10 protein-coding genes are annotated in these 12,934 nt (G+C 41.7%); all 10 read right to left on the bottom strand.

Annotation, left to right across the window (positions count from 1 at the left end):
- Nucleotides 1-30: 30 nt before the first annotated feature.
- The 10 genes from greA to B7709_RS03365 all read right to left on the bottom strand — a co-directional run bounded on the left by greA (nt 31) and on the right by B7709_RS03365 (nt 12,852).
- On the bottom strand, nt 31-513 hold the full coding sequence (greA, locus tag B7709_RS03410; protein WP_084971663.1) for a transcription elongation factor GreA: 483 nt from the start codon (nt 511-513) through the stop codon (nt 31-33).
- Nucleotides 514-576: 63 nt separating this feature from the next.
- Nucleotides 577-2,241 carry an endolytic transglycosylase MltG gene (mltG, locus tag B7709_RS03405; protein ID WP_084971661.1) on the bottom strand — a complete coding sequence of 555 codons (1,665 nt, stop codon included), beginning with the start codon at nt 2,239-2,241 and terminating at the stop codon, nt 577-579.
- Between the two features lie 81 nt (nt 2,242-2,322).
- Complete coding sequence (locus B7709_RS03400; RefSeq protein WP_084971659.1) at nt 2,323-2,817, bottom strand: GNAT family N-acetyltransferase; 495 nt, start codon at nt 2,815-2,817, stop codon at nt 2,323-2,325.
- The gene (locus tag B7709_RS03395) at nt 2,814-3,278 is read right to left on the bottom strand and encodes a GNAT family N-acetyltransferase (protein WP_084971657.1); all 465 of its coding nucleotides are present in this window, start codon (nt 3,276-3,278) and stop codon (nt 2,814-2,816) included. Before B7709_RS03395 ends, B7709_RS03400 begins: the two co-directional genes overlap by 4 nt.
- Before the next feature lie 9 nt (nt 3,279-3,287).
- On the bottom strand, nt 3,288-4,622 hold the full coding sequence (gene murC / locus B7709_RS03390) for a UDP-N-acetylmuramate--L-alanine ligase (RefSeq protein WP_084971655.1): 1,335 nt from the start codon (nt 4,620-4,622) through the stop codon (nt 3,288-3,290).
- Between the two features lie 11 nt (nt 4,623-4,633).
- Nucleotides 4,634-5,245 carry a cystathionine gamma-synthase gene (locus B7709_RS03385; RefSeq protein ID WP_084971653.1) on the bottom strand — a complete coding sequence of 204 codons (612 nt, stop codon included), beginning with the start codon at nt 5,243-5,245 and terminating at the stop codon, nt 4,634-4,636.
- 47 nt (nt 5,246-5,292) lie between these two features.
- Complete coding sequence (locus tag B7709_RS03380) at nt 5,293-8,388, bottom strand: DEAD/DEAH box helicase (protein ID WP_084971651.1); 3,096 nt, start codon at nt 8,386-8,388, stop codon at nt 5,293-5,295.
- 91 nt (nt 8,389-8,479) lie between these two features.
- Nucleotides 8,480-9,646 (bottom strand): MalY/PatB family protein, encoded by a 1,167-nt coding sequence (locus B7709_RS03375; RefSeq protein ID WP_084971649.1) that lies wholly within the window; start codon nt 9,644-9,646, stop codon nt 8,480-8,482.
- Between the two features lie 7 nt (nt 9,647-9,653).
- A complete protein-coding gene (locus B7709_RS03370) occupies nt 9,654-10,748 on the bottom strand; it encodes a cystathionine gamma-synthase (protein ID WP_084971647.1) in 1,095 nt (364 codons plus the stop codon).
- A 145-nt stretch (nt 10,749-10,893) separates the two neighbouring features.
- Nucleotides 10,894-12,852, bottom strand: coding sequence for a peptide ABC transporter substrate-binding protein (locus tag B7709_RS03365; RefSeq protein WP_084971645.1), 1,959 nt, complete (start codon nt 12,850-12,852; stop codon nt 10,894-10,896).
- Nucleotides 12,853-12,934 lie beyond the last annotated feature (82 nt).

Raw genomic sequence — 12,934 nt, 5'->3', positions numbered from 1 at the left:
AAAAGCCTCCCCTACTCCTTTTTATTCTCATTAAGCTGTTTTTTCAACCTTCAAGATTTTTACATCATAGCTACCAACTGGTGTCTCAATGGTCGCTGTATCACCAGTCTTTTTACCGATCAAGGCTTGTCCAATCGGGCTCTCATTTGAAACCTTACCAGCGAAAGCATCCGCACCCGCAGAACCAACGATGATGTAAACTTCTTCGTCATCTTCCCCGATTTCTTGGATAGTTACAGTCTTACCAATCGCAACTTCGTCCAGTGCTACTGCATCGCTATTGACGATTTCGGCATAGCGGATCTTTGTTTCCAGACTAGAAATTTGTCCTTCAACAAAAGCTTGTTCATCTTTCGCTGCTTCGTACTCACTATTTTCTGAAAGGTCTCCGTATGAACGAGCGATTTTAATACGTTCTACTACTTCGGGACGACGAACGAGTTTCAATTCTTCTAATTCTTTTTCAAGTTTTTCCTTTTCTTCAAGGGTCATTGGGTAAGTTTTTTCTGCCATTTTTCTCAACTTTCTTTTCTTAATTTGTTTTTAAAACAAAATTATGTGGAAAACCACATAATTTTAGTTTGAACTACTTGATTGTGTTAATTTGCTATTGATGTGTTCTGCAACGTTTTGATCATGTTCTTCTTTGGTCGCTGCAAAGTATACTTTACCATCTTCTACGTTGGCTACAAAGTACAAGTAGTCACTCTTTGTCTGGTTTACACTTGCTTCAATAGCATCCAAACTTGGACTATCAACTGGTCCAGGCATGAGGCCAAGGTGCGTATAGACATTGTATGGTGAATCGATATTTGTATCAATTGCAGCGTCATCAGCTAGGCTAATTTTTTGCCCAAGCTTGCCTTCAGCATACAGGATAGCAATATTGCTTTGAAGTGGCATACCGAGATTCAATCGGTTATAGAAGACACCTGCAATGGTCTTGCGATCTTCCGTTTTAGCCCCCTCTTTTTCTACAAGAGAAGCAATGCTGAGCAATTCGTTTACTGTGAGGCCTTTATCTTTTATAGTCGTATAATGTGGCGATAGCGCCTTATCCATAGCTGCAACCATTTCATCAATCAAACTTTCAACTGTTGTGCTGTTTTTAATGGTATAAGTTGCTGGGAAAAGGTAACCTTCTAAGCGATAGCGAACACCACTATCTTTTGTTGGAAGACTTCCAAGTAAGTTAGGATACTTGGCTACTAATTGTGAGATAAAGGTCTCATCTTGTACCTTAGCCAAGAAAGCTTCCGATGTAAGTGGCTCTTTAAATTCACCTTGAAGTTGCCCTACTGTTTGAGCGATTTGCTCCAAAGTATATCCTTCTGGAATAGTCAAACTTGCAAGGACAGGCTCTTGTGGTTCAGGTGTTCCACCTTTTTGCAATTCTTGAATCAACTCATCCGTACTCATACTCTTCTTCAAGTTGTAATAACCTGATTTCAAATCAGAATAGTTCTTATACTTGGCGTACAAACTAAAGATGAGTCCATGTTTTACCAAACCAGATTTTTCCAAAGTGCTCCCAATTTCTTGAACATTTGAACCTTCTGGGATTTGAACCGTTACATAGTCCTTAGAACTTGCATCAACTGGTTTCAAGGATTCTTGAACATAACCATAACCAAAGTAGCCTCCAACAGCTACAAGAACTAGGAAAACTAGGAAAGTTAGCAAGCAACCTTTAGCTTTTGATTTCTTCTTTTTCTTAGCTGGCTTTACTCCTTCACGACGACTACGGCTTGGAAGATCAGTTTGTCGATCAGTAGCTTCAGATGAGAATGTTTCTTCATTTCCCGTAAGAGAAGAAACTGCTTCCACCTTATCCGCAGTCTTATACGAAACGGCTATTCTTGTCGTTACTTCGTTAAAAGCTCTTTCGTCTTTTTTAGGTTCTACAGCTTCAACCCTAGTCGGAGCAACTTCTTCCGGCTCTGAATCTTCCTGTTTCGGTTCCACTATTTCACTTGGTTCAGAATCTTTACGTGGCAATACAGTTGGAGCTTTTTTTAGAACATCCTCTATAGAAGCTAAAGAATCACCATCCGCATTTTCAGCAGAATCCTCTATTTCCAAATCAGAAAAAGTAGAAAGAGTATCATTCTCGATAGGGGGAATGAAAGGCGTAGCATCTCCTTCTCCAGCTAACCGTTCTCTTTCCCGTGCCCTTTCTAAATCACGTAGAATCTGTTCTTTAAAACTTAATTTTTCTTCTTCTCTCGAATTTTCGCTCAAAGGTTCAACCTCCTTGTTGATAATCCATAATATTATATCTTAAAAAGTAAAGAAAAGCAACCATAGATGGCTTTCTTATGCTTATTTCTTATTTTCCCAAACCATATCGTACCAGGTCTCACCTGCAAAATTTGACTGAGATATCCCTTCATTAACAAAGCCGTGTTTCTCATAATAGGGAATCAGATAGTCATGGCATGTCAAATTGATACCTTCTCTTTCCTGCTCTACAGCAACTTCTTTTAGGGCAGTCAGCAATCTCTTACCCACACCCAAAGCTTGCGCTTCCTTGGCAATAGATAGACAGGTAACGGAGATATAACCGCCAGACCGATGACTATGGTCTTCTACTTCTTCAGTAAAGGACTGATCTTGTAGATGGCGGTGTGGGACGACTGGGCCTTCTATGTAACCAAGTATACGTCCCTCTTTTTCAGCTACGAGAAAGCTGGTTTGAATTTCTTGTAAATGCGCCTCAAAGACAGAACGAGGGATGGCTTCTTCAAGGGAGAAGTTCTCTAGCTCTATCTCTAAAATTCGGTCCAAATCTGAAAATCTTGCTTGTCTGATTTTCATATTTCCTCCTGATAAAAAGGATTTGCCCAAATCAGATGTCGTTCAGAACCACTGCCATAATGACTCTCTGTCACTTCTTCAACAAAGCCATTCATTCCAAAATAAGATAGTAGCTCATCAGGACTTTGCAAAAAAATACCTTGGTAATCTAGTTCGACTGTCACCTGCTTCAAGGCTGCAATAAGAAGAGTTCCTAGCCCTTGTCCACAATGGTCAGGATGAATTGTCAATGATTTTATTGCTATCCATTTGGGATGAAGAGACTGAGCCTCTCCTAAAATATAGCCAACGAGCTGGTTTTCATCCCCAGCTACAAGAAAGGTACCCGCAAACTTGCGGATACACTCTTCTAAGGATTGACGGCTAAATGCCTCTTCTGATGAAGGTTTGGCTTTTTCAATATCCAAAATCTCATCTAAATCTGATAGGGTCACTTGCCTTATAGTGATTGGAATTTCCATTTGATTTTCCTATTGGACGTTGCTTGTCAAGTTAGACAAGAGACGTTCAAATGAGTACTCATAGGTTTGGATGTCTCCCGCTCCCATGAAGACGTAAACAGCATTGTCATGGTCAAGGAGTGGCGATACATTCTCAACTGTGATAACCTGGTGTTTCTTGTTGATTTTATTAGCTAGGTCTTCTACCTTAACATCGCCATGGTCCACTTCACGAGCTGATCCATAGATTTGCGCTAGGTAAACAGCATCCGCTTGGTTCAAAGCATGGGCAAATTCGTCCAACAAAGCAATCGTTCTAGTAAAGGTATGAGGTTGGAAGATTGCTACAATTTCCTTGCTTGGGTATTTCTGACGAGCTGCATCCAAGGTCGCGATAATTTCTGTTGGATGGTGGGCAAAGTCATCGATGATTACCGTATCATTAACGATTTTCTCAGTGAAACGACGCTTAACACCGGCAAATGTTTTCAGGTGTTCACGCACCAAGTTCAAATCAAAACCTGCCGTGTAAAGAAGGCCAATAACGGCTGTCGCATTCATGATATTGTGGCGACCAAAGGTTGGAATGTGGAATTGACCCAATTCTTGTCCACGGAAGTGAACTGTAAAGGTCGAACCAGTTGTTGAACGAAGGAGATCACTAGCTACAAAGTCATTGCCTTCTGCTTCAAATCCATAATAATAAATCGGAGCATTGGCTGTAATCTTACGCAGCTCAGCATCTTCACCGTAGACGAATAAACCTTTGGTAATTTGTTTAGCATAGTCATTAAAGGCGTTGAAAACATCCTCTAGACTAGTAAAGTAGTCTGGATGGTCAAAGTCAATGTTAGTGATGATAGAGTATTCTGGGTGGTAAGGCATGAAATGACGCTCATATTCGTCAGATTCAAAGACAAAATATTTAGCATTTTCTGAACCACGGCCTGTTCCATCCCCAATCAAAAAGCTCGTGTCTGTAATGTGAGACAAGACGTGTGACAACATACCTGTTGTTGAAGTTTTCCCATGTGCTCCTGCCACCCCCATGCTGACAAAGTCACGCATAAAGCTACCTAGGAATTCATGGTAACGTTTGTAGCTAATACCATTTTGGTCCGCATAGGCGATTTCAACGTTGTTATCTGGACGGAAGGCATTTCCAGCGATAATCTCTACATCACCTTGAAGGTTCTTTTCATCGAAAGGAAGAATCGCAATCCCTGCCTGCTCTAAACCACGTTGTGTAAAGTAGTACTTTTCAACATCTGACCCTTGAACCTTATGCCCCATTTGGTGCAACATCAAGGCCAAGGCACTCATCCCTGATCCTTTAATTCCAATAAAATGATATGTCTTTGACATGCTTTTCTCCCTTATTCAGTGATTCTTGTCAGATTCAACTCTTGGGCAACCTGACGTTCCTGATCTGTTTTCTTGTTCTTTTTATTATAGATTTGACTCTTCTTTAGAAAATCATAGTTGTTCTTTTTAGCTTTTCCCGTTTGGGTTTTCGGAGTTGGATTCGTTACTTGGCCAACTTCTTCAGCTAAAATATAGTGGGACTGGCTCAAGTTTTTGCTAAATTTGGCAAACTCACCTGGATTTTCCTTTTGAAATGGTGCTGTTGGTTGATTTCCCTGACGAACAAGGGTTGAACCATTGTGTCGTCTGGTATGACTAACATCCTGAGTCAAATACTTGGCTGAGCGTTTCTTTTTTAGATCCGCACGCGCCTCTTCTCGAGCCAACTCAGCATACGTTTTTTCAACTTTTTTAGGTTTTGGGCTTGGCTTTGACTCTGTGCTAACAACTGGAGAAACTACGGTTTCTTCCTCATTGATAGGAGACCATTCCAAATAGTTCTTATCGCGGTAGTCGCCCTTGATATTGCTAATAAAGTCTGACTCATCGTACAAGTCCATGACTGGCATTTCGGTCAGCATGATCTCGTCATCTGACACCAATGGAAATCGATCTTGTTTCATTTTGTATTTCCTTTCAACACTTCATTATAGCGTATTGTCTTGATTTTTCAAGTGCTGGCTTCAGAAATTCCCAAAATTTCACGAATTTCTGCCAGACTGAGGCTCGCACGCGACTCTGTACCATCTAAAACTTGGGAAACCAAATGTTTTTTCTGTTCTTGAAGTTCTTGAATTTTTTCTTCAATGGTTCCTTTCGTAATCAAGCGATAGACCTCGACCTTCTGCTCCTGCCCCATACGATGGGCACGTCCGATAGCCTGAGCTTCAACCGCAGGATTCCACCAGAGATCCACTAGGATGACGGTATCAGCTCCCGTTAGATTAAGACCGACACCACCTGCTTTCAGAGAGATAAGAAAGGCATCTCTTTCTCCTTGATTAAAGGCCTTAGTCATCTCTTGTCTGGCTTGAGCAGGAGTTGAGCCTGTGATTTTGAAAGAAGTCAAGCCCAAGTCTGGGAGTTCTTGCTCGATTTTTTCCAACATTCCTTTGAACTGGGAGAAAATCAAGACCCTATGCCCACCAGCAGCCACTTGTAGCAATAAATCTCGGAGACTATCCAATTTACCACTGGATCCTTGGTAATCGTCCATGAAGAGAGCTGGCGTATCGCAGATCTGGCGCAATCGCATGAGACCAGATAAGATTTCTACGCGACTTTTCTGGAATTCTTGATCGGTCACTTGGGCTAGTCGGTCTCGCATCTGTTGCAACTGGGCCAGATAGATGGCCTTCTGCTGGTCTTCCAGTTCGTTTTTATAGACGACTTCAATCAAATCAGGCAGTTCGGTAAGGACTTCTTCTTTTTTACGCCTCATGACGAAGGGCTTGATAAACTGTGCCACCCGTTCAGCTGGTAATTTCATAAACTCTTTCTTATTCGGCAAGAGCCCTGGTAGTACAATTTGAAAGATAGACCACAACTCTCCTAGGTGGTTTTCTATGGGCGTACCTGACAAGGCAAAGACTGCTGGTACCACAAACTGACGCAAAGTCTGGGCAATCTTTGTTTGAGCATTTTTCATGACCTGGGCCTCATCTAAAAAGAGAAAATCAAAGGACATCTCTTGATAGAACTCGCTGTCTTGACGAAAGCTAGCATAGCTGGTCACATAGATTTGATGATTTTCGGAAAGAATCACTTCTCGATTCGCTTTCAAACCATGAACTACAGCCAAATCCAACTGTGGGGCAAATTTTCTAAATTCATCTGCCCAGTTGTAGATTAAACCTGACGGCGCTAAAATCAAGACCCGACTTTCTTCGGTCACCTGACTGGTCAAAAAAGCAATAGTTTGCAGTGTTTTTCCCAGTCCCATATCATCGGCTAGGATGCCACCAAAGCCATAGTGATGAAGCATCTGGAGCCAACGGACACCCTTTTCCTGATAGTCTCTCAAACTCGCCTGAACCTGTATATCTCCCAAAGGAAAATCCTCTGGATGAGTCAAATCATGAGCTAAGTGCTGAAATTCCTCTGAGAAGGAAATCCTGTCTCGACCTTCAAAAAGCTGAGAAAGGCTATAAGCTAGAGATTTTCGAGCTTGAAAAGAACCATCTTTTAGCTCAACTCCCAGTTCCTGCAAATTTTGACGAATCTGCTTGGTTTCCTCATCAAAAAAGTACACTTGGTCAGAACAACTGATATAGAAATCCTGATTGCTGGTCAGGGCTTTAAGAGCTTGATCAATCTCTTCTTGGGCAATCCCTTGGAAATCAAACTGAATCTCCAACAGTCCTCCCTTGGACTCAATCTGAACCTGAGGAGCTTGGACACTGTATAGCTGATTCATTTCATCAGACAAGAAAACCTGACCCAATTTCTCAAAAGCTGGAATCGTATGGTGAAAGAAAGAATAAACTGCCTCTGGCTTCAAAGCCTGTCTCCAAGACTGAAAATCAGCCTCAAAACCAGCTCCTAAACAGACTTGAAATAGCTGGTTTTCCAAGACGGCATCGCTTGAAAATGGTAATTGTTCCAGCTGTTGCTGACTAGTCACCTTAAGATCTCCATAATCAAACTCGATATCCAAACGAATGCGACCGTCATCCTCCCTATCAAAGTAAAAGATTGGTGAAAAGGATCTGATTTGCAAGCGCTCAGGAGCAGAAACTGTGCCCAGCTGTCCAAACAAAGGCAAACAGGCTGCCAAGCGGTCACGATCACTGTTATCAAATTGGAGGCATTTCCTCCCTCTTTCCTCCTGAGGGAGCTCCTTGAGTTCCTTTAGTAGGCTGATTTGTTTAGGGTTTAATAGATAAAGATTCCCCTTATGAAAGAGAACCGCTCCCCCATAAAATACGTTGACTCGCTCACTTTCAGAAATCTCCATCTCAAAATAATCAGGATACTCCTGCACGGAAAAAGAGAACAGTTCTGCATCTGGATCTAAATCATGAAAGAGAAGATTTTCATAACTAGTAATCTGATGTTCGAAATGAAAATCCTCCAAATTCATCAGCAACTCCACTCCCTGTTCAAAAAAGGTCAGAGGGAAAAAGAGGTGACGACCTTGATTGGGGAAAAAGAGGTCTTGACTCAGTCCCTCCTCAATCAAGCCACATAAAAAAGTAAGAACTTCTTGACTAGCTGTATCAAAAGCATCCCAAGACAAGTCATTTTCATAGTGTTTCCCAATCATATATGATTTTCGAAGGACTAAGACCTTCAAAAAGAGAGGGATGTCACGAATGACATAATATTTTTGACTATCAACTAAACCGATTCGGAGAGTCCAAAGGAGACGATTGGTTCCAGCTTCTACCTGGCCTTGAGCCGACAAAGTGTAGATTTTCTCTCTCTTCTGAGGTTGAATACGCTCCAAAAAACTACCACCAAAACTAACCTTGGTTTCGACCTCTTCTTGCTCTTCATGTCCTTTTTCTAAGGCTTGTAAAATCACCTGGCCTTCTTCATCGTTCTTCAGATAATGCTCAAGCGCTGCGAGGTGAAGACAGTAACCTCTTTTTTGGAAAAAATCACAAGCACAAAAAACAAGATCATCCTCTAAACTGTAGCGCAAGTCTTCTCCCGCCACACGAGTATAGAGGCGATTTCCTTTTTCCTTGATAATCTCAATGTTGCCTGTCTCATAGAGAGTAACACCCTCCATGCGCAACTTTCCTGGAATCAATTTAGCCATAGTTACCCCTTTATCTTATCTTTTCATTATACCACATTTTCCCCTATGAAAATAGCCTTCTAGGAAGACTTTTCTCCTAGAAGGCTCGATTTTAAAGTGTATCAAAAGTGGTCACGATGCGTTGGCAAACTTCTTCCAAAAGTGTTTTAGGCATAGCAACATTGAGGCGGGCATGAAGAGTTCCCTCCTCTCCAAAGTCCAAACCTCGGTTCAAGATAACCTTGGCTTCATTCTTCAAAAGCTCTTGCAAGCGGTCATCCGTTAGGTCATAGGCTGAAAAATCAAGCCAGATCAAGTAGGTACCTTGCGGTTTCATGACCTTAATCTTGGTTTCGTTGCCCAAAACATCCACTATATAGTTAATGTGATCCTCGATGACTTCCTTTAACTCTCCTAACCAGTCCTTACCATAACGGTAGGCAGCTTCTGTCGCCAAATAACCCAAGCCTGAGATTTCATGCTGGTTATTGGCCAACTGGCGTTTCTGAAAAGCCACTCGAAGTTTAGGATTTTCAATGACAGCATAGGAATTTTTTGTCCCAGCGATATTAAAGGTCTTAGTCGCACTGCTCAAGATAAGGGCAAAGTCTTTAAAGTCTGTATCAATGGTATTGAAAGACTGGTGTTTGTGACCAAAGAGAGCCAAATCTTGGTGAATCTCATCCGAAACCAGCAATACATCATGTTTTTGGCAGAGATGGCCTATCTTTTCTAACACTTCCTTTTCCCAAACACGACCACCAGGATTATGAGGATTGCAGAGGATATAAAGTTTCACATCTTCCTCCACCAATTCCTTCTCCAGCTGGTCAAAGTCAATCTCAAACAGCCCATCCTTTTCCACCAAAGAGTTGCTAATCAATCGGCGATTGTTGAGTTTGACACTGCGAGCAAAAGGTGGATAGACCGGTGTGTTAATCAGAACAGCCTCACCTTCTTTTGTAAAGGCTTGAATAGCCGTTGAAATAGCTGGCACTACTCCCTCGATAAAGACAAGAGCATCCTTGTCAAAGTGATACTCGTGTTGACTGGCTTCCCAGTCCCGAACCGACTGAATCAAAGCGTCGCTTGCATAAGTATAACCATAGACCAACTGATCCGCGTAGGTTTGTACGGCTTGTCGAATCTCAGGTAAGACCACAAAGTCCATATCCGCTATCCAGGCTGGTAGAACTTCTCGATCAGCTTCCGCCTCTTTCCATTTATAGGTATGATGCCCAAAACGATTGGGCAGGCTTGTAAAATCATATTTTCCCATATCTGTCTTATCCTTCCAAGGCTTGGCGCAAGTCCGCAATCAAATCTCTGGCATCCTCAATCCCAATAGACAAACGCAAAAGATCATCTGTCAATCCATAAGAATGGCGCACTTCTGCTGGAATATCCGCATGGGTCTGCGTCGTCGGATAGGTGATCAGACTCTCTACCCCACCCAAACTCTCAGCAAAAGAGAAGACCTTGAGGCTGTTTAAAATATGAGGAATGCGTGTTTCATCCACTACTTTAAAGGAAATCATACCCCCACGTCCAGTATAGAGAACTTTCTTGACTGCGGGCGAAGTTTCTAGAAAAGCTACTATTTCTCGCGCGTTAGCTGTCGAACGCTCCATGCGCAGTGACAAGGTCTTAAGACCACGAATCAACTGATAACTATCAAACGGCGACAATACAGCACCTGTCGTATTCAAATTATAGAACAGTTGTTCATATAGTTCTAAACTATTAGTCACAACTACCCCAGCCAAGACATCATTATGCCCTGCTAGATACTTGGTAGCCGAATGAAGGACAATATCTGCACCATCTTCGATCGGTCGTTGATAAATTGGGCTGTAGAAGGTATTGTCCACCACTACCTTGGCACCCTTGGCATGAGCTATTTTTACAAGTTTTGCAATATCAAATTCTAACATCAAGGGATTGGTTGGCGTTTCGATATAGAGAACATCCACATCATTTTCCAGCTGAGCAATCAACTCTGCTTCAGTATTGGCATAGGTAAAATGGAACCGACCTTCCTGCTCAACTTGGTTGAACCAACGGAAAGAACCACCATAAAGGTCACGCACTGCTAGGACCTTGCTTCCTACTGGAAAGACACTAAAGGCCAGTACAATCGCAGCCATACCTGAACTCGTCGCTAGGGCATAGTCTGCCGATTCGATCGCAGCCAAGACTTCCTCCGCCTTACTCCGAGTTGGGTTTTTAGTACGGGTATAGTCAAATCCAGTAGACTGGCCAAACTCTGGATGCTGATAAGTTGTTGAAAAATGAAGCGGAGTTACCAAGGCACCTGTTGCCTTATCTGACTTGATTCCCGCCTGGGCCAAAATTGTGTTGATGTATAGTTCTTTACTCATACAATACCTCCAAATCTATAGTAACTATTGTACCACTTATTTTCACTAACTCATTTTCTTCTTTTCAAGAGCTAGTTATAGTTTCAAACTATATAAAAGCGATAGTTTCTTGAGAAACTATCGCTTTTCCTGTTGAATAGACCGGTTATTTAACGTGTTTTGCCAGTTCTTCTTGAACTTTTTTATTGGATTCTTCTTTTTCTTTCAGCCATTTTTCTTTAGCTTTTTCATACTCATCAGTCGTTACAGTCTTATCTTGCAACTTGAGGTACTTGTATGATTCGACACCCTTATTTCCGGCTTGTGAGAATGGTGCTGAGAATGGAACTATCTTTCTCAAGCTAGGTGTTCCACCCTTAGAAACGTTTGGAATTGCAAGGGCGCTATCAACGAGCCAAGCTTGAACTTCAGCATATTTTTCATAACGTTTTGCTGGATCTTGCTCCTTGTTCGCTTCTTCCAACATTTGAGTGTAGGTATCAAGTCCAACTGCCTTGGCCTTGTCATTGACTTCACCTGGTTCTAGACCAAGGTTTTGCAACATACCACCGTTATTGACATTTAAGATATCAAGATAGCTTGATGGATCCAAGTAGTCCGCACTCCAACCACCATTGTAAAGGTCAAAATCCTTCTGGGCTGCTGTCTGAGCTAAATAACCAGAGCTATCATAATCCTCTGTTGCCAACTGTTGGATATCGATAACCACGTTCTCAGTTCCAAGAACAGATTCGATGGATTGCTTCATTGAGCTAATTTCTTGAATTTCTGTCTTATTGGTCATTTCTACAGTCTTATCCAAGTGAATCGGGAACTGAACACCTTTGGCTTCTAGTTCTTTCTTAGCTTCCGCAAACTTAGCTTTAGCCTTGTCAGGATTGTAGTATGGGTCTTGCGCATCCGCAAAGTTGATTCCTTGCCATTCTTGGCCATAGTTAACCATCTTTTCTGAAACAACATCACCAAAGTCTTTTCCGTTGATGCTTACAAATGTAGGAGGTACAACCAGGTTACGAATAATCTTCGTTGCTCCGTCTTCCCCTTGAGATTGTGCCCCATAGGCCGTACGGTTATAGGCAAAATTGATAGCTTGGCGGAAGTTTTTATTCAGAACTGCTTCTTGGGTAGATTTCTTTTCGATGTCAGTCGTTTTAGAAGTGAAATTATAAGATTTTCTATCCAGGTTAAAGTTCAAGTAGAAAGAAGTGGCATCTTGCATGCTGTAGATGATATTGTCTTTATTCTTCTCTTTAATCCCTTCAAAACTTGAGCTATTTGGATAGAGACGTGCGTAGCTGTATACTCCTTCTGTAAAGTTACGTGCTAGGGCATCTTGGTCACTTCCATCATAGTAGGTCAATTTCACATCGTCCACAAAGACATTTTTAGCATCCCAGTAATTCGGATTTTTCTTGTATTCGATAACAGATTTTGAAACAAAGGATTTCATCAAGAAAGGTCCACTGTACAAAATACTAGAAGGGTCTACCTTACCAAAGTCATCCCCTTTTGATTTTAAGAAATCTGCATTGACAGGGAAGAGAATGGTTGAAGTTGTTTTAGAATTCCAATAAGGTTCTGGACGTGTCAAAGTATACTGAACTGTTTGGTCGTCAATCGCCTTAACACCGACAGTTGAAAAGTCTGTTGTTTTCCCGTTGATATAGTCATCCAAACCTGCTACAGAGTCTTGAACAAGGTACAAGGCTTCAGATTTTTTATCAGCAGCATATTTCAAACCTGTGACAAAGTCTTGGGCCGTTACAGGGGCGTATTCTTCACCCTCATAAGTATACCATTTTGCATCCTTACGCAATTTGTAAGTATAGGTCAAACCGTCCTGAGAAACAGTCCAATCCTCTGCCAATGATGGAACATAGTTACCGTATTGGTCATTTTCCATCAACCCATCCACCAAATTGGTTACGATGTCATTGGTTGTTGCACGGTTTTCTGCAAGATAGTTCAAACTAGATGGATCGCTCGAATAAACATAGTTATATGTTTTAGTAGCGCTACTTGAATTTCCACATGCGCTCAGTAAGATACCTGCGCTTAACACGACACTTGCAAGTGTCAGATACTTGGCCTTAGACTTTTTCATTTCCAGAACCTCCTGTTTAAAAGTTTTGTCTTATTATACAGCTTTGGTTTTATTTAGTCAAGTGATTTCTGAAGAAAAACTT

The organism is Streptococcus oralis subsp. dentisani, from assembly GCF_002096335.1.
In the GTDB taxonomy this organism is placed as follows: domain Bacteria; phylum Bacillota; class Bacilli; order Lactobacillales; family Streptococcaceae; genus Streptococcus; species Streptococcus oralis_Z.
This window is presented reverse-complemented; position numbering and strand designations above follow the sequence as displayed.

What these genes read in the sequence shown, in the direction of transcription:
- greA (WP_084971663.1), bottom strand. Translation starts at nt 513, where the DNA reads ATGGCAGAAAAAACTTACCCAATGACCCTTGAAGAAAAGGAAAAACTT.
- B7709_RS03400 (WP_084971659.1), bottom strand. Translation starts at nt 2,817, where the DNA reads ATGAAAATCAGACAAGCAAGATTTTCAGATTTGGACCGAATTTTAGAG.
- B7709_RS03395 (WP_084971657.1), bottom strand. Translation starts at nt 3,278, where the DNA reads ATGGAAATTCCAATCACTATAAGGCAAGTGACCCTATCAGATTTAGAT.
- murC (WP_084971655.1), bottom strand. Translation starts at nt 4,622, where the DNA reads ATGTCAAAGACATATCATTTTATTGGAATTAAAGGATCAGGGATGAGT.
- B7709_RS03385 (WP_084971653.1), bottom strand. Translation starts at nt 5,245, where the DNA reads ATGAAACAAGATCGATTTCCATTGGTGTCAGATGACGAGATCATGCTG.
- B7709_RS03380 (WP_084971651.1), bottom strand. Translation starts at nt 8,388, where the DNA reads ATGGCTAAATTGATTCCAGGAAAGTTGCGCATGGAGGGTGTTACTCTC.
- B7709_RS03375 (WP_084971649.1), bottom strand. Translation starts at nt 9,646, where the DNA reads ATGGGAAAATATGATTTTACAAGCCTGCCCAATCGTTTTGGGCATCAT.
- B7709_RS03370 (WP_084971647.1), bottom strand. Translation starts at nt 10,748, where the DNA reads ATGAGTAAAGAACTATACATCAACACAATTTTGGCCCAGGCGGGAATC.
- B7709_RS03365 (WP_084971645.1), bottom strand. Translation starts at nt 12,852, where the DNA reads ATGAAAAAGTCTAAGGCCAAGTATCTGACACTTGCAAGTGTCGTGTTA.